Origin of the sequence: Spirosoma taeanense (assembly GCF_013127955.1) — a bacterium.
Lineage (GTDB): Bacteria > Bacteroidota > Bacteroidia > Cytophagales > Spirosomataceae > Spirosoma > Spirosoma taeanense.
Genome location: NZ_CP053435.1, coordinates 3,275,209 through 3,293,318 on the forward strand (window position 1 = coordinate 3,275,209; position 18,110 = coordinate 3,293,318).

Here is an 18,110-nt window from a genome sequence, read left to right on the forward strand (position 1 = left end):
ACGGCCGTTTATTTCTGGTAAACAACCCGGTAAATAACTCCATTATTGTCGTCAGTGAACAGCAGCGACCCGTCTGGGTGGGTGGTTATACCGACTGGCCGACCAAACTGCGCCTGGTTATTATTGACCAGAAACCCGGTTGCAAAATCATCGAAGCGAACGGGCTTACCGTTCTCAAAATGCACCCGTACTACCTTATAGCCCGAGGGCTGCGTGCGATTCCAGGAGCCGCGCATCGTTACAAAGGCATCATTCTGGTAGTCAGCGGGAAACGCACTGCTCGTGTAGAAAACCATTCCGAGCGGGGCACTGTGCGCTTCATACTGCAGAGCCGGCAAAGTGGTTTTAGTTAGGATCTGCGCGTAGGTGGTGTCGCCCATGGGCCGTGGGTGCGGGTTATAGTTGCCGTCACCGTAAATATACGGCCAGCCATAGAAAGCCCCTTGCTTAATCAGATTCAGTTCTTCCTTCTGCTGCTCGTCGCCCAGCCAGTCGATTCCGTGGTCGAGACCGTAGAGTTCTTTGGTCAGCGGATGCCAGCCAAACCCGATGGTGTTACGTAGCCCACTGGCAAAAATTTTTCGGTTCGAACCATCGGGATTTGCCCGCAGGATGGTCGCATTTTCGGCATTAGGTTCGGCGCAGGCGTTACAGGTACTGCCCACCGTAATATACATAAACCCATCCGGGCCGAAGGCAATCGTGCGGTTCGGGTGCTGTCCGGCGTCGGGCAGATCGCTGATGAGCTTCTGGGGTGTGCCGAGCGTACCGTCGGTATTGATGGTTGCCGAATACACTTCTTTTACCGATACCAGATACATCTTACCGGTAAAAATGGTCAGCCCATGCACCCCTTTAATGGTGGCAACAACCTGCTTCTGATCGGCCTTTCCGTCGCCGTTGGTGTCGCGCAGCAGCGTAACCGTACCCGCTTCGCGACTGGTGACGTATACGTTTCCCGATTGGCTGACAGTCAGCATCCGGGGCTTACCCAACTGGTCGGCAAATTTCGCAATGGCAAACCCTGCGGGAACTTTAAGCTGCGCAATTCGCTCGTCGGTAGCAGGCACCAGGGCGGGCTCAAAAACGTTCCCCTGGATCTGAGCCGTCGTCGGCTGGTCATTTTTTTCCGGAATTTTAGCGTCAAACACTTCGTCGTCTTTGTCGCAGGCCGCCAGCAGGGCCATCAGTACCACGCCCCACAGGGCCGTCGGTGTCAAACGTGTTTTCATTGACCGTTTTGTTGAGTGTAACGTTGAGCGGGCAGATCAGTCTCGTGTAGATCCCAGCCCGTTTTCAAAGGCTTTTCCGCCGATGCGCAGGCTTTTCTCTTATCTCCTTTGTCAGAAGCCGCTGTTCTTCGCTCATAACCGCGCCGATGCTGATTGGTTATTAAAAATCCAGTAACTACCCATAGTTAATAGACTAAAAATTGTCTATTAACTCAATTCCAGACTACGTCTTTACGGTCATTTGTCATGATCCTGCACGTGTGATGCGGTAGTTCTGCCGGATTGGTCTCTTTAAGAACTAATCGCGCCGGGCTACCGGACGATGCCGAACCGGATCTGCCTCAGCCATCACTCGGTATCTGACTCCCGGCCGATCCGGGTGTTCCGGCTGGCAAACCCAATGGTTGCTTCGCCCGGAAAGGAGTAGAAATGAAACCAAACCGACTATTTCAGTAGCGAGCAAGAAACAGACTGACCATGCGCCTTCCTTTATTAAGTTGCCTGATTGTGATTTGTCATGGGTTAATCGCTCAACCCAGCCCTGCTCAACCGGCTCGTGGAGCAGCCTGGTCGCAGCGGATGGCTGCTACCGTCATGGGTACGCATCCCGATTCAATCGCCTATACCAAAGAAGGCAAAGATGCGCACTGGGAATATGAGATGGGGGTTGTGCTGCGCGGCATCGAACAGGTCTGGTATCACACCGGCGACGCCCGCTACTTCGATTACATCAAGAAACATATGGATCGGTACGTGCTGCCTGACGGTAGCATCCGAACGTATAAACTCGACGAGTTCAACATTGATTACGTAACCCCCGGCCGGGCGCTCCTACTGCTTGCTCAGCAGTCGCTGCCGGGCAAAGAAAAATACCAGAAAGCCGCCGACCTACTCCGCAAACAGCTCGAACAGCAACCCCGCACCCATGAAGGCGGCTTCTGGCACAAGAAGCGGTACCCGTATCAGATGTGGCTGGATGGCCTTTACATGGCCGAGCCTTTCTACGCCGAATATAGCCTGCTGTATAACCAGCCGAAGAATTTCGACGACATCATCAACCAGTTTGTCTGGATGGAACAGCACGCCCGCGACGAGCGGACGGGTTTGCTCTATCACGGCTGGGACGAAAGCCGTCAGCAGAAATGGGCCGACCCTAAAACCGGCAAATCTCCTAATTTCTGGAGCCGCGCCATGGGTTGGTATGCAATGGCCCTGGTGGACGTCCTGGATTACATTCCGGCAACGCACCCGCGTCGGAGCGAAGCCGTCGCCATCCTGCAGCGCCTGATGCCCGCCGTGGTGAAGTACCAGGACCCGAACGAAGGCGGCTGGTATCAGGTAACCGACAAAGGCGCCCGGAAAGCCGAGAATGGCGCGCAAAACTACCTCGAAGCTTCCGCTACCGGGATGTTCGTTTACGCGCTGGCGAAAGGCGTTCGACTCGGTTACCTGCCTGCTTCCATGATGACGTACGCCCGCAAAGGCTACGACGGGATGCTGAAAAACTTTATTTCGACTGATAACCGGGGCCTGGTTCATCTGGAGAAAACCGTGAGCGTGAGCGGCCTGGGCGGCACGCCCTACCGCGATGGCAGCTTCGCCTATTACCTCAGCGAACCACTCCGTCAGGACGATCTGAAGGGCGTCGGGCCGTTCATCATGGCCAGCGTCGAGATGGAAATTGCCGCCGAGAGCGCTCTGGGCAAAGGCAAAACGGTTGCTGTCGACAATTACTTCAATCACGAATTTCGGAAGGGTGTCACGGGTGAACAGGAACCTTTTCATTATATCTGGGACGACAAACTGCATTCGGGCTTCTGGTGGTGGGGCAACACCTTCCGCGACCTGGGCGCCCGCACGACTCTGATTCCTGGCCCGCCAACCGCAGATTCGCTGAATGGTGTAGACGTCTATATCGTGGTAGACCCCGACACACCCAAAGAAACCGCCCGGCCCAATTACATTGGCGACGCCGACATTCAGGCGATTTCCAACTGGGTGAAAGCAGGAGGAACGCTCGTCTTAATGGCCAACGACACAGCGAACTGCGAACACAAAAACTTTAACCGGCTGGCGGCTCAGTTTGGCATGCAGTTTCTGCCCAAAAACCGGAACATGGTCCTGAAAGACCAGTTCGAACAGGGCACGATCCGGATTCCAGCGGGTACCGCCCTGTTTCCCAATACCCGGACGGTATACATTAAAGAACTGGCTCCGCTCGACGTAAAAGCACCGGCCAAAGCCGTCGTTACCGATTCGGGCGACGTAATTATGGCCGTCGCGAAGGTGGGGAAAGGAACCGTATTTGCCGTGGGCGACCCCTGGCTATACAATGAATACGTGGACAACCGCCGGATTCCGGCGCAGTATGAAAACTTTCAGGCGGGTAAGGAACTGGCCGCGTGGCTGCTGCAGCAGGGGCCGTCCGGTGCATCAGCCTTACGTACCAGCAACCGATAAAGCGTTGATTTATCGAGCCGTCTAAAGAGGTATTTTAATTGATTCCTATTGGTCACAGTGACTATGATGATGCAGAAAGTTTGTTGTTTTGGCGAATTGCTGCTCCGGTTTTCGCCCTTAGGCAACGGTGAGTGGATCCGACAGGCCGCTATGCCAGTGTTTATCGGGGGTGCGGAGCTGAATGTCGCTACGGCCCTGGCAGGCTGGAACGTGCCGACTAAATACAGCACGGTCTTACCGTCCAACGCTCTGGCGGATGAGACGATGGATTACCTGGCCAGTAACCGGATCGATACGTCGGGGATTCTGCGGGGCGGCAGCCGGATTGGCAGTTATTTTTTACCGCAGGGTTCCGATCTGAAGAACGCGGGCGTTATTTACGACCGGGCGCATTCGGCATTTTCAGAACTGGCTCCCGGCTGCATAAATTGGGAAACCGTCCTGAACGAAACCAGCTGGCTGCACATCAGCGCCATTAGCCCGGCGCTGAACGCCAACATAGCGGCTGCCTGCCTAGAACTGCTGGAAGCGGCTTCGGCCAAAGGCATTACGATTTCGCTGGACCTGAACCACCGCGCTAAGCTCTGGCAGTATGGCGTTCAGCCGGTTCAGGTGATGCCCGATCTGGTGCAGCACTGCGACGTAGTCATGGGAAATATCTGGGCTGCCAATGCGCTACTGGGCATTCCGGTCGATGAATACATTCACGATAAAGGTCAGCAAACGGATTATCTCGCCCATGCGGACGAAACGGCAAAAGCCATTCAGGCAGAGTACCCGCGCTGTAAAGTCGTTGCCAATACCTTCCGCTTTGATCATTCGACGGCTGGCTCTGCGGGCGGCATCCGCTATTACGCGACCCTACATACAAACGGGCAAACAGCGGTTTCGCCGGAGTTTGTGGTGGAGCGCGTCGTTGACAAAGTGGGGAGTGGCGACTGTTTCATGGCCGGACTGATCTACGGCCTGTATAATAACCTGCCCGCACAAAACATCATTGATTTTGCCGCTGCGGCTGCCGTTGGCAAGCTGCAGGAGTTTGGTGATGCAACCCGGCAGACCATCGCCGACGTAAACCAGTCGCTAAACTCGGCTCAATCTGCTTTCGAAAAACAAACCTAGTTCATTACTGATCCCGGCCGTAACGCCAGACTGATACCCTAACGATAAGCTAGTACTGACTTCAATTTCACTGTCTCATGAATCTATCAACGGACCGCCCGGCGGGTGGCTATCGCTGGACTATAGTCGCGCTACTGTTCTTCGCCACCACCATCAATTACCTCGACCGGCAGGTTATCGGCCTGCTCAAACCAGCGCTGGAAGACGAGTTCACCTGGACCGAAACCGATTACAGTCGGATTGTGATGGCCTTTTCGGCTTCCTACGCGCTCGGCCTGCTGCTGTTTGGGCGGCTGATTGACCGTATTGGCTCGAAGATGGGGTACGTCATCTCCATTATTGTCTGGAGTATAGCCGCCATTCTGCACGCGACGGCTCGCAGCACCTTTGGTTTTGGAGCCATGCGGGCCTTGCTGGGTCTGGGGGAGGCCGGTAACTTCCCGGCCGCTATCAAATCGGTGGCCGAGTGGTTTCCCAAGAAAGAGCGGGCGCTGGCAACGGGTATCTTCAACTCCGGGGCCAACATTGGTGCCGTCGTGGCCCCTATCATGGTTCCCTGGATTCTGGGCTCATATGGCTGGGAGGAAGCGTTCATCATTACGGGCGCCATTGGTTTTATCTGGCTGGCTTTCTGGTGGTTTATATATGAAGTGCCCGCCCGGCAGAAACGTCTGTCCCAGGCCGAGTTTCAATACATTCACAGTGATAACGAGCCGGAAGTAGCCGCGGGTGAGTCCATTAGCTGGGGACGTCTGTTCAGTATCCGGCAGACCTGGGCGTTCATCCTGGGCAAGTTCCTCACCGACCCAATCTGGTGGTTCTTTCTGTTCTGGTTGCCAAGTTATTTCTCGACAACCTTCAACCTCGACCTGAAAAAGCCGTCGCTTCCCCTGGTGGTTGTGTATACAGCAACAACCATTGGCAGTATTGGCGGGGGGTATCTGTCGGGCTATTTCATCAAACGGGGCTGGCCGGTGTTCCGCGCCCGGAAAATATCCATGCTGATTTTTGCCATCGCTGTCGTACCCATTACGCTGGCTCAGTTTGCCACCGGCATCTGGGAGGCCGTAGCCCTGATTTCTTTGGCGGCTGCGGCTCACCAGGCCTGGAGCGCCAACATCTTCACAACAGCGTCGGATATGTTTCCAAAGCGGGCGGTCAGTTCGGTAGTGGGTATTGGCGGCATGGCCGGCTCAATCGGCGGAATCCTGTTCCCCATTCTTGTCGGTTCGCTCCTGGACAGCTATAAAGAAGCCGGCAACCTGACGGGCGGCTATAACCTGCTCTTTATCATCTGTGGCTGCGCGTATCTGATCGCCTGGGGTATGATGCACCTGTTTGCGCCCCGCATGGAACCTGTACAGCTGGAATCCCACGAGCCGGAACCCGTAGCCTGACCGGCGCGCCATGAGCGTTGTTTAAGATGGCTTGCCGGGAAAAGCAATACCCGGCAAGCCATTTCAATGTATCCTATTGGTTCAATCAAACCCATTCCCCCATGGCCATCAACCGCCCCCACGACGACACCCTGCATCCGCTGGCCCAGCCCGTCGGCACCACCCTGGACCGGTATATCATGCAGCGGCAGAGTGCATTTGCCTATGCTACCGGCGAATTGTCCCAGCTTCTGCGCGACGTTGCCTTAGCCGGAAAAATCATCAACCGGGAGGTTAACCGGGCGGGACTGATCGATTTGACGGGCGGCATGGGCAGCGAGAATGTGCAGGGCGAAAGTCAGCAAAAACTGGATGTCATCGCCAACATTCGGTTCAAGCGCGCGCTGACCAACGGGGGCGAAGTATGCGCCATTATCTCCGAAGAAGAGGAGGACATTATTCTGACAGGCAACAATCAGGGGAAATACGTCGTGGCTATGGACCCGCTGGATGGCTCCTCCAACATCGACGTTAACGTATCGATAGGCACCATTTTCTCGATCTATCGCCGGGTAACGCCCATCGGCAGCCAGCCTACGATCGACGATTTTCTGCAGGGTGGCCATGAACAGGTTGCCGCGGGCTATATCCTCTACGGTTCGTCAACGATCATGGTCTATACGACCGGCCACAGCGTCAATGCGTTTACGTACGATTATTCCATTGGCGAGTATCTGCTCTCGCACGCTGACCTCCGAACACCCGCGACGGGCACAATCTATTCCTGCAACGAAGGCAACCGGAATCAATATGACATTCGGGTGCAGGAATATCTTACCCATTGTCAGCAGCAGCACTACACCGCTCGCTACATTGGTTCGCTGGTCGCCGACTTCCACCGGAACCTGCTGAAAGGCGGCATCTATCTGTATCCGCCAACCACCAAAAACCCGCAGGGCAAACTCCGGCTGCTGTACGAAGCCTATCCCCTGGCGTTTATTGCCGAACGGGCCGGCTGCCGGGCCACCGATGGTCAGCAGTCTGTTCTGGACATTGAACCGCATGACCTGCATCAGCGAACCCCATTATACATTGGCGCTCCGGCCATGGTTCAGAGTCTGATGGACCATTTGCAACCCGGCCTAACCAACAGCGTTTTACCTAAATGACTACCCGCTTCCCCTTAAACCATCTTTTTGGCTTCTGCCTCCTGCTGCTTTCTTCCTGGGCTTTTGCCCAACCGCTGGTGTTGTGGTATAACCGCCCGGCGGCCAACTGGAACGAGGCCCTTCCCATTGGTAACGGACGTATCGGCGCCATGATTTTTGGCCAGCCCGGCCACGAACGATTGCAGCTCAATGAAGAAACGGTTTGGGCAGGCGGCCCCAATAACAACGTAAACCCGAATGCAAAGCCCGTTATTGCCGAAATTCGGAGGCTGCTCTTTGCGGGTAAATATCAGGAAGCGCAGGTCCTGGCCGACCAGCAGATGAAGCCCTACGGCAACAGCGGTATGCCTTACCAGCTCGTTGGTGATCTGCTCATTACGTTACCCGGCCACGAGCGGGCTACCCAATACTACCGCGATCTGGACATTGAGCGGGCCGTCGCGTCGGTGCGGTATCAGGTCGACGGCGTGACGTATAAACGCGAGCTGTTTACGTCCTTTCCCGACCAGCTTCTGGTTATTCGCCTGACGGCCGACAAGCCCGGTAAGATTTCCGGACAGATCAGCCTGAACAGTCCCCTGATGACTGGACTGCAAACGAAAAACGGCCGGTTACTCTTATCTGGACAAGGCAGCAATCACGAAGGTCAGGCCCCCCAGGTTCGCTTTCAGGCGCATGTTCTTGCCCGTAACGAAGGCGGTACGCAGACCACCACCGATAGTACGCTGTCGATCCAGAATGCCAATGCCGCTACGATTTACGTCTCGATGGCGACCAACTTTGTCAATTATCACGACCTGAGCGCAGACCCAGCCAAACGCGCGGATAATTACATCAAACAGAGCAGCAAACCATACGAAGCCGCACTAACGGCGCACGTAGCGGCTTACAAACGGTATTTTGACCGGGTCAGCCTCAATCTTGGTGCAACCGAGGCCGTCAAACAGCCCACCGATGTCCGGATTGACCAGTTTGCCCGCACGAATGACCCGCATCTGGCGGCCCTGTATTTCCAGTTTGGCCGGTATCTGCTCATCAGCTCGTCGCAGCCGGGCACCCAGCCCGCCAACCTGCAGGGCATCTGGAACGGCGAGCTTAAAGGCCCCTGGGACAGCAAATACACCGTCAACATCAATACCGAAATGAACTACTGGCCCGCCGAATCGACGGGTCTGCCCGAGATGCACGAACCGCTGTTCCGGATGCTCAAAGACCTGTCGGTGACGGGTCAGGAGAGCGCCCGGACGATGTATGGCGCGCGGGGCTGGATGCTGCACCACAATACCGACCTGTTCCGGATTACGGGTACTGTCGACCCGGCTTTTTATGGGTTATGGCCTATGGGCGGAGCCTGGCTGAGCCAGCACCTCTGGGAACATTACCTTTTTACGGGCAACAAAGGTTTTCTGGCCGAATACTATCCGATTCTGAAGGGAGCCGCCCAGTATTTTGTGGATGCGCTGCAGGAGGAACCTTCGAACAAGTGGTTGGTCGTCGCGCCGTCTATTTCGCCCGAGAATGCCTATATCCGTACGAAACCCAACGTATCGGTAACGGCGGGTGCCACTATGGATAATCAACTGGTGTTTGATCTGTTCGACAAAACCCGGCAGGCGGCCCGGGCCCTGAACACCGACCGGGCGTTTGCCGATAGCTTACAAACGATGCAGGCCCGACTGGCGCCCATGCAGATCGGACAGCACAGTCAGTTGCAGGAATGGCTAGGCGACTGGGATGACCCCAACGACAAACACCGGCACGTTTCGCATCTGTACGGTCTGTACCCCAGCAACCAGATTTCGCCTACCCGCACGCCGGAGTTGTTCAACGCGGCCCGACACTCGCTGATTTACCGGGGTGATCCATCAACGGGCTGGTCGATGGGCTGGAAAGTGAACCTCTGGGCCCGGCTCCTCGACGGCAACCACGCCTATAAGCTCCTGACTAACCAGTTACACATCGTCACCGAGCAGGGTGGTCAGGGCGGAGGCACGTACCCAAATATGCTGGATGCCCACCCGCCCTTTCAGATCGACGGTAATTTCGGCTGCACGGCCGGCATCGCCGAGATGCTGCTCCAGAGCCACGACGGTACCCTGCATATTCTGCCCGCCCTGCCCGACCAGTGGCCCAACGGCCAGGTCAGGGGACTGCGGGCGCGGGGCGGGTTTGTGGTTGACATGGACTGGAAAGAGGGTAAGATTGATCGGCTGGTCGTTCGGTCAACGTTGGGCGGCAACTGCCGGATTCGGGTCAACCAGCCCATCCGGGCGACTGGCGAGGCTCGTCTGGTAACAGCTACGGGAACAAATTCTAATCCCTTTTATCAGCAGCCCGACATAAAACAGCCGCTGATTTCACCAAAAGCGCAGGTGCAACCGCTCAGGCTGGCTCAAACGCAAATGTATGATCTGCCGACCGTAGCGGGGAAAACATACACCTTCCGCCCGTAAGTCCCATTGAGCGAATATAACAGGATAGGAACCGGCCGAAACCGTTTAGACGGATTTAGCTAAACCGTTTCGGCCCGAAGCGAGTTGAACAGATAGCCGACTGAGTAACTCTACTTTGATCGGATCTCTCGACAAACAATCTTCGACATGCGTCCTATTCTGTTTTCCCTGTTTTTATGTTTGAGCGGGTCGGTCTGCTTCGCACAGATTGATTCGGCCCGTACCGTACGGAGCGGTCAGACGCCCAATCCGCCGGTGTTGACACCGGGTATCAATTCGCCTATATCCGCACCCGGTACACTGATGCAGTCGTCGCCCCGGCCCAATGCGCTCCCGCAGGGCACTCTGGGCAAAGGTGACGTAAAGACAACGCCCCCCAGCGACCCGAGGGCTTTCGGTGTAGCGATACCCCTCGGTAAAGCCAAAAAAGATACGTTGAAAAATTAGCGGCTATTACGTTCGGTAAGGCATAGCCACGTTACCTGTCGGTCTGTAGCCTGATTACGTCTCTATTTCAGTCGCCCTATTCATTACTAAACAAGCGTAATGAATGGGGCGACTGTTTGATTCAGCAGTAAGCGGTTTGGGCTTTAGGTATTTTTTACGTAAAGCCTTCTTTGTATAGCATCATCCTATATCCCTCTCCGCTTATGTTCCGTTTCCGTACCGCAGGCCGGTTGCTGGTGGCAGCCGTCGCAATCAGTTCACAGGCTTTGGCCCAGATGCCTCAACGGCAGCCAACACCCAACGACACGCTTAAAACACCCCAGGTTCTGCCCGGCAATCGGGTCGCCATTAAAATCTTCGCGCCCAAAGCCAGCGAAGTGATGGTCTCCGGCGATTTTCTGGGCGGGGCTAAACCGCTCAGCCTTACTAAGAATGAGCAGGGCGTTTGGTCCGTAACGACCGAACCGCTCAAACCCGATTATTATACGTACACGCTGACCGTAGATGGTGTGCGGACGGCAGATCCAAAGAACCCGACTATCAAGCAGGGAATCAGCAGCCTGGAAAACGTGATGGTCGTAACTGGTAACGAAACGGCCTTCGAGGACAACAGACCCGTACCCCACGGCGAAGTGCGGCAGGTCTGGTATCAGTCCGGCACGCTGGGAATGCCGCGCCGGATGCATGTGTACACACCGCCGGGCTACGAAAAAAGCAGTGCGAAATACCCCGTCTTCTATCTCCTGCACGGCGGGGGCGATGATGATTCGGGCTGGAACACCATTGGTCGGGCAGGCTTTATCCTCGACAACCTGATCGCAGCCGGGAAGGCCAAACCCATGATTGTGGTTATGCCCAACGGCAGTATGCCTCCACCAAGCACAACGGGCGCGCCCAATCAAAGTCAGGCAATGTCCCGGATGCGGACACTGTTTGCCGACGAACTGCTCAAAGACGTTATGCCCCTGGTGGAGAAAAGCTACCGGACGCTGGCTAACCGCGAAAACCGCGCCATTGCCGGTTTGTCGATGGGTGGCTTTCAGACCCTTGACCTGACGCTTGGGCATCCGGAGCTGTTTAATTACGTAGGTGTATTCAGTTCGGGCTTTTTTGGCTCCTCCATTGATGAAGCCGAGACGACCTACGCCCGGGGCTTGCAGGATGCAAACTTCAACAAGGGCAAAAAGCTGTTCTGGATTGAAATTGGTAAGGACGATTTCGTGATGGACGCCAACAAAAAGACGTTGGCCCTGCTCGATAAACACCAGATCAAGTATCAATATAGAGAAACCGACGGGGGCCACACCTGGATCAACTGGCGGCAGTATCTCAACGAGTTCACACCCAACCTGTTTCGGTAGGCTCCAGGGCGGGTATCGGCTTTTGGTCGATACCCGCCGTAAATAAAGACGCCGGTTAGTCTATCCCGATTCTTCTTATCCGGATAAAATATAACTTAAACTACTGAAAAACTTTTTAGCTTGAATATTGGTTGATATATCAACAAGACATACCTTTGCGCCATGCCTTTAGAAAAAGAACTGGATATACAGGAAAAATTCTCCACTCGGATGGGTCGCCTGTCGATCTTCATGATTAGCCACCTCGGCCATCTAATGGCTAAAATGGCCAATCGGGAGCTGATCAAAGCAGGCTTCTCGTTGCAGATTGAGCAATTCCCGGTGCTGTTCATCATCTATTTTTCGGGCGATGATCTATTATCTCAACAGGAGATTGCGAACATGCTCCAGAAGGATAAATCTGGGATACAGCGTTCCATTCGCACCCTTGAACGAAACGGCTATCTCCGAATCATCTCGGATAGCATTGACCGACGTAAGAACCTGATCCAGTTAACACCGGCCGGAAAGCTGGCAGTCGATAAAGCGATTGCCACCGCCGAACAAATTGATAAACAAGTGACCAGCCAGCTTACTGCCGACGAACTCACTGCGTTTTTAAGCACGATGCGAAAAATTTCCACTGTTCTGAATAAATAATCTCTTTTTTTGGTTTAATAGTTGATATGTCCACAGTTGACCTATCAACATTTGGATTTATGAAACGAAAAATTGCACTTGGCTTAGTAGCACTCGTTCTTCCCCTGCTGGGATGGGCGCAGCCAGCCCCCGGTCAACCTGCGGGTGGTTGGAAGCTGAAGGACTGCCTGGACTACGGCCTGAAAAACTATGGTACCGTTCGTATCGCGCAGAACCAGACCCAGATCGCTGCGCAGCAGGCGCGCGAAGCCGTTGCCGGGTATCTGCCGCAGGTGACCGCCCAGGGAACGGTTGATGATAACATTAAACTGCAGACCACTGTCCTGCCGGCGGGTATCTTTGGTCCGGAGCCAACCCGGGTTGCGTTTGGTACAAAATACCAGACGACGGCTTCGGCTTCTCTGGATCAGACTTTATACGACAAATCCCTGCTGATTGGCATTAAGGCCGCCAGGCCAAACGCCCAGAAGGCCGAACTGAACACTCGGCAGACGCGTGAGGACGTGATTTATGCTATTTCGAGCAATTACTATCAGGTGTTTGTAGCCGAGCAGCAGATTGCGCTGCTGAAAGACAATATCGCCCGCACCGAGCAGGTGTTGAACATCCTGAAGTTGCAACGCGACAATGGCGTCATTCAGCCGGTTGATTACAATCGGACGGAGGTTAGCTACAACAGCGCGAAATCGCAGCTGGCCCTGGCCGAAAGCAACCTGTCGCTGGCACTCAACCGGCTGAAATTTCAGATGGGCATGCCGCAGAACCAGGCGCTGGCCCTGTCGGACACGACGCTGACGACCCAGGTACCAACCGTCAATACGGGCACCTTCGACGCCCGCAGCCTAACGGATTTCCAACTGTCGGAAACGAACCTGACGCTGCAGAAGCTCGACCGCGAGCGGATCAAAGCCGGGTATCTGCCCAAGCTGAGCGCCACTGCCCGCTACGGTACGCTGGCCCTTGGTAACAACTACGCCAAGTCGCTGGAAAAATTCTCGGGCTTCGGAAGCATCGGGCTTCGGGTGTCGGTTCCCATTTTCGACGGCTTCCGGCGCGACGCCCAGATTCGCCAGTCAACCCTGAATATTCAGTCGCTGCAGGAGCAGCAGAAACTGAACGTGGCCTCGTACCAACTGCAGTACAACAACGCACAGACGCAGTTGCAGCGCGCGCAGAGTTCGCTGCAGAACGACGAGCGGAACGTGAAACTGGCGCAGCAGGTCTATGACGTTACGACGCTTCAATATAAGCAGGGCACCAAGCCGTTAACGGATCTGGTCAATGCCGAAAACTCCTATCGGCAGGCGCAGAACGATTATATCAACTCGCTGCTGAACTACAACCAGGCCCGGCTCGACCTTGAACAGTCGCAGGGTACATTACTCAATTTTTACAACCAATTGTAAGGCTAATCACCAGAACACACATGAAAAAGACGACGCTCCTAGTGATAGTAGGGCTCCTGGCCGTTTCATCACTAATCGGCTTCCGACTGGCTTCTAACAAGAAGAAAATTGATGAGAAGAACCAGCTCCCCACCAACACCAACATCGCTATTCCGGTAACGGCAGCGGTCGTATCGGAAGGTCTGGTTTCGCAGCAACTGATCAAAACCGGCAACCTGATTCCCTTTAAAGAGGCCGAAATCATGGCTACGGCAGCGGGTAAGGTAACGCGGGTGAATTTCGACCTGGGCTCATCCGTCAGCAAGGGCGCAACATTGATTTCGGTCGACAGCAAGCTGAAAGAGCTTTCGCTGGAAGCTACCCAGCTGAGCATCGACAAACTGAAGAAGGACGTAAACCGGTATAATACGCTGCTCGCTGGCAACGCCACAACCGAGATTCAGGTCAACGAGACCAACTATAACTACCAGAATGCCCTGAACCAGGCCGAGCAGATCAAAAAGCAGATTCAGGATGCCAACGTAAAAGCCCCCATCAGCGGGCGGGTCGTCAAGAAAAACATTGAAGCCGGCGAGTATGTAAATGCCGGTACGGTGCTCGGTACGATTCTGGACGTTTCGCGTCTGAAAGTGCAGGTTCTGGTGAATGAGAAAGACGTGTACGCCCTGCGCGAAGGTCAGCCGGTTCGCGTGACGGCCGACGTGTTTCCGAACCGGATCTTCAACGGTCAGATCTCGTATATCGCTCCGCAGGGTAACGACGAACACAACTACCCGGTTGAGATTACGCTCAACAACGGCGGCCTCCTGAAAGCCGGTACGTTCGTGAACGTTGACTTCTCGAAAAAATCGAATCAGCAGGCGTTGCAGATTCCGCGTTCGGCGCTGGTAGCCAGCATCAAGACGCCTTATGTGTACGTCATTGACGGTGGTAAAGTCCGTCAGCGACCGATCAGCGTTGGTCGTGACTTCGGCGACACCATCGAAGTAACCAGCGGCCTGCAGGCAGGCGAACAGGTCGTAACAACCGGCCAGATCAACCTCAGCGACGGCGCGCCCGTACAGGTGACGAAATAAACTGGCGAACGAGTAAACGAGTGGCGATCAACGCGCTCGTTCTCCTTCCGCTCTTTCAATCTTTATATCCATGTCAATTACCGAAATTGCCATAAAACGACCGTTGCTGGTGACGACTATCTTCACCGTACTGGTCCTGTTTGGCTTCCTGAGCTATAAGCAGTTGTCCTACAACCTGCTGCCGAAGTTTGAAGCCAACGTAATTAGTGTTTCGACGGTTTACCGGGGTGCCTCGGCCGACGAAGTTGAGACGAACGTAACCAAGCGCATTGAAGATGCACTGTCGTCGCTGGAAGGTCTGGACCGGATCAATTCCACCTCGCAGGAAAGCGCTTCGATTATCATTGTTCAGCTGAAAAACGGCATTGACGTCAATCAGGCGCAGCAGGATGCCCAGCGCAAGGTTGACCAGATTGTTAACCTGCTGCCCGATGAGGCCGACAAGCCGACGCTGAACAAGTTCTCGACCGACGAGCTGCCGGTTCTGCGGATGGGCGTTACGGCGAACCTCTCGCCTACCCAGATTTATGACCTGATTGACGATAAACTGAAGCCGCAACTGTCGAACGTACCGGGTGTTGGCCAGATCAGCATCATCGGTGGCACGGAGCGGGAGATTCAGGTGAACGTTGATCAGGAGAAACTGCGGGCCTATAGTCTTTCCATTGGTCAGGTCTCGCAGGCTATCAACCTGGCCAATGCCAGCTACCCGGCCGGTCAGCTGAAAACCCAGGAGAGCCAGTACTCGATTCGCTTCGACGCCACGGTCGAGACCACGAACCGACTGCGCAGCCTGATCATTGCCCGGCGCGCCGATGGCGGTCAGATTCTGCTGCGGGACGTAGCCGAAGTAGTGGATGGTACGGCCGACGCCACCGCCATCAACCACATCAACGCTAAGCCTTCGATTGGGGTGCAGGTGCAGAAACAGTCTGACGCCAACGCCGTTGACGTAAGCCAGCTGGTGCGCGAACGGATTAGCAGGATCGAAAAGCAGTACGCCAACATCGGTCTGAAATTCAACGTAGCATCCGACCAGTCGGTCTATACGCTGGCATCGGCCAACGCCGTGGTAGATGATTTGTTCCTGGCCGTTCTGATCGTATCGGTTGTCATGCTGATGTTCCTGCATAGCTTCCGCTCGTCCTTGTTTGTGCTGGTAGCGCTGCCGTCGTCCATGATTCCGACGTTCATTCTGATGTATGTATTCGGCTTCTCGCTGAACCTGATGACCCTGATGGCCCTGTCGCTCGTTGTCGGTATCCTCGTTGACGACTCGATTGTGGTGCTGGAGAACATCAACCGGCACATGGAAATGGGCAAGGACAAGCGTACGGCGGCTCTGGACGGCCGGAACGAGATTGGCTTCACGGCGCTGGCCATTACGCTGGTTGACATCGTGGTATTCGTACCGTTGGCGCTGACCTCCGGCCTGATCGGGAACATCCTGCGCGAATTCTCGCTGGTGGTTGTCTTTTCAACCCTGATGAGTCTCATCGTGTCGTTTACGCTGACACCCCTGCTGGTTTCGCGCTTCGGTAAGCTGGAAGTTCTGAACCCTAAATCGCTCTGGGGCAAGCTGAACCTGGGCTTCGAGCGGTTCCTGGATACCCTGAAAGAAGCCTATGGCCGGATTCTGACGGCTGCGCTGGGGCACAAGCGGTGGGTATTCATCGCCGTGATTGTGCTGTTCGTCGGCTCGATTGCCTTAGTGCCGATGGGCTTCGTTGGAGCCGCCTTTATGCAGCAAAGCGACCAGGGTGAATTCAACGTCAGCATCGAACTGGCACCAACGGCTTCTATTTACCAGACTAACCAGACGGCTCAGCGGGTTGAACAACTGCTGCTCAAACACCCGGAGGTGACCAATGTCTTCACCAACGTAGGCTACACCAGCAGCGGTATTGCTACGTCGTCGAACAGCAACGTTGCCGACATGAACGTAAAACTCGTTGACAAAGCAAAACGGAATGTATCAACGGAAGATTTTGGCAGCCGCGTCAAGCAGGAGATTGCCCAGATTCCGGGGGTCCGCGTAACGGTTAGCCCGGTATCGATTGCCGGGGGTACGCAGGCACCGATTCAGATCGCCATTAAAGGCACGGATCTGGTGTCAATTCGGCAGGCAGCCGCTCAGGTAAAAGAGGTTGTTCAGTCGGTACCTGGTACGCAGGACGTTCAGTATTCGGTAAAAGATCCCAAGCCGGAAGTCAGTGTCCGTCTGAACCGTGAGCGCATGGCCCAGTTGGGCATCAATGCCGCCGAGGTAGGTCAGGCGCTGCAAACCGCGTTCCGGGGCGATGACCGCTCGAAGTTTAAAGAGAACGGCAACGAGTACGACATTCTGATCAGTCTGGACCGGTTCGACCGCTCAAACCCAGCCGACATCAGCCGCCTGACGTTCGTCAACAACCAGGGCCACTCGTTTGAACTGTCGCAGTTTGCACAGGTTGAGCAGCAGGTGGGCGAAAGCGTTCTGCAGCGGATTGACCGGCTGTCGGCTATCTCGGTCAACTCGCAGGTTGTGGGTCGCCCGACGGGTTCGGTTGGTGCCGACATTCAGGCTAAGATGGCGAACGTAAAACTGCCCGAAGGCATCACGATTGATTACCTCGGTCAGCTGCAGCAGCAGTCCGACGCTTTCGGCAGTCTGGGCCAGGCCCTGATTCTGGGTATTCTGCTGGTGTACTTCATCATGGTGGCTCTGTACGAAAGTGTGGTGTATCCGTTCGTCGTTCTGTTCTCTATTCCGGTCGCCCTGGTGGGTGCCCTGCTCGCCCTCGCCCTGTCGATGCAGAGTCTGACGGTCTTCTCGATTGTGGGTCTGATTATGCTGCTCGGTCTGGTAGCCAAGAACGCCATTCTGATCGTAGACTTTACGAACCAGCTTAAAGCCGAGGGAATGCCCGTGGTCGAAGCCCTGATCGAAGCCGGTAAGGAACGTCTCCGCCCGATCCTGATGACGACGCTGGCGATGATTGTCGGTATGCTGCCGATTGCCCTGGCCAGCGGTGCCGGTGCCGAAGTAAAGAATGGCATGGCCTGGGTGATCATCGGTGGTCTGAGCAGCTCGCTGCTGCTGACGCTGCTGGTAGTGCCGTCGGTGTACCTGGTCGTTGACCGGATCATCGCACGCTTTACGGGTAAGAAAACCCAGCCGAAAAAGCCGCAGGAACTCGAAGTGGCCAAAGCGATCAGCTAAGCCAGAGATGTATAGTTTTTTTGCAAAAAGCCTGCTGTTGAGCAGGCTTTTTGCGTTTTACGCCTGAACGACCGGAGAATCGGTCTATATCTGAAAAAATTCCGGGACACCCTGCCCGAATTCTGGTTAGAGAAAAAGAGCTATTCTATATCCGACCTCTGTCCTGT

General features: G+C 55.1%; 12 protein-coding genes. 11 read left to right on the top strand and 1 reads right to left on the bottom strand.

The features are described from left to right. Positions 1 to 8: 8 nt before the first annotated feature. The gene (locus HNV11_RS13680) at positions 9 to 1,232 is read right to left on the bottom strand and encodes a PQQ-dependent sugar dehydrogenase (RefSeq protein ID WP_171740196.1); all 1,224 of its coding nucleotides are present in this window, start codon (positions 1,230 to 1,232) and stop codon (positions 9 to 11) included. Between the two features lie 477 nt (positions 1,233 to 1,709). On the opposite strand from HNV11_RS13680, the gene HNV11_RS13685 reads away from it, so the two are divergent. The 11 genes from HNV11_RS13685 (at position 1,710) to HNV11_RS13735 (ending at position 17,943) form a co-directional block, all read left to right on the top strand. Next, a complete protein-coding gene (locus HNV11_RS13685; RefSeq protein WP_171740197.1) occupies positions 1,710 to 3,692 on the top strand; it encodes a DUF4350 domain-containing protein in 1,983 nt (660 codons plus the stop codon). A gap of 69 nt (positions 3,693 to 3,761) precedes the next feature. Then, positions 3,762 to 4,814 carry a sugar kinase gene (locus HNV11_RS13690; protein WP_171742181.1) on the top strand — a complete coding sequence of 351 codons (1,053 nt, stop codon included), beginning with the start codon at positions 3,762 to 3,764 and terminating at the stop codon, positions 4,812 to 4,814. 77 nt (positions 4,815 to 4,891) lie between these two features. Further along, complete coding sequence (locus HNV11_RS13695) at positions 4,892 to 6,211, top strand: MFS transporter (protein ID WP_171740198.1); 1,320 nt, start codon at positions 4,892 to 4,894, stop codon at positions 6,209 to 6,211. A 101-nt stretch (positions 6,212 to 6,312) separates the two neighbouring features. Beyond that, on the top strand, positions 6,313 to 7,359 hold the full coding sequence (gene fbp / locus HNV11_RS13700) for a class 1 fructose-bisphosphatase (protein WP_171740199.1): 1,047 nt from the start codon (positions 6,313 to 6,315) through the stop codon (positions 7,357 to 7,359). Next, the gene (locus HNV11_RS13705) at positions 7,356 to 9,812 is read left to right on the top strand and encodes a glycoside hydrolase family 95 protein (RefSeq protein WP_171740200.1); all 2,457 of its coding nucleotides are present in this window, start codon (positions 7,356 to 7,358) and stop codon (positions 9,810 to 9,812) included. The genes fbp and HNV11_RS13705 overlap by 4 nt, the downstream gene beginning before the upstream one ends. A 147-nt stretch (positions 9,813 to 9,959) precedes the next feature. Then, on the top strand, positions 9,960 to 10,259 hold the full coding sequence (locus HNV11_RS13710; RefSeq protein WP_171740201.1) for a hypothetical protein: 300 nt from the start codon (positions 9,960 to 9,962) through the stop codon (positions 10,257 to 10,259). A 203-nt stretch (positions 10,260 to 10,462) separates the two neighbouring features. Then, positions 10,463 to 11,620, top strand: coding sequence for an esterase (locus HNV11_RS13715; RefSeq protein ID WP_171740202.1), 1,158 nt, complete (start codon positions 10,463 to 10,465; stop codon positions 11,618 to 11,620). A 162-nt stretch (positions 11,621 to 11,782) separates the two neighbouring features. After that, positions 11,783 to 12,259: a MarR family winged helix-turn-helix transcriptional regulator gene (locus HNV11_RS13720; protein WP_171740203.1), complete on the top strand. Its 477-nt coding sequence runs from the start codon at positions 11,783 to 11,785 to the stop codon at positions 12,257 to 12,259. Between the two features lie 59 nt (positions 12,260 to 12,318). Next, entirely contained in the window at positions 12,319 to 13,665 is a 1,347-nt protein-coding gene (locus HNV11_RS13725; RefSeq protein WP_171740204.1) for a TolC family protein, read from the top strand. Positions 13,666 to 13,685: 20 nt separating this feature from the next. Continuing rightward, positions 13,686 to 14,741, top strand: a complete 1,056-nt coding sequence (locus HNV11_RS13730; RefSeq protein ID WP_171740205.1) for an efflux RND transporter periplasmic adaptor subunit — start codon at positions 13,686 to 13,688, stop codon at positions 14,739 to 14,741. Positions 14,742 to 14,811: 70 nt separating this feature from the next. Then, positions 14,812 to 17,943 (top strand): efflux RND transporter permease subunit, encoded by a 3,132-nt coding sequence (locus HNV11_RS13735; RefSeq protein ID WP_171740206.1) that lies wholly within the window; start codon positions 14,812 to 14,814, stop codon positions 17,941 to 17,943. The last annotated feature ends 167 nt before the right edge of the window (positions 17,944 to 18,110 follow it).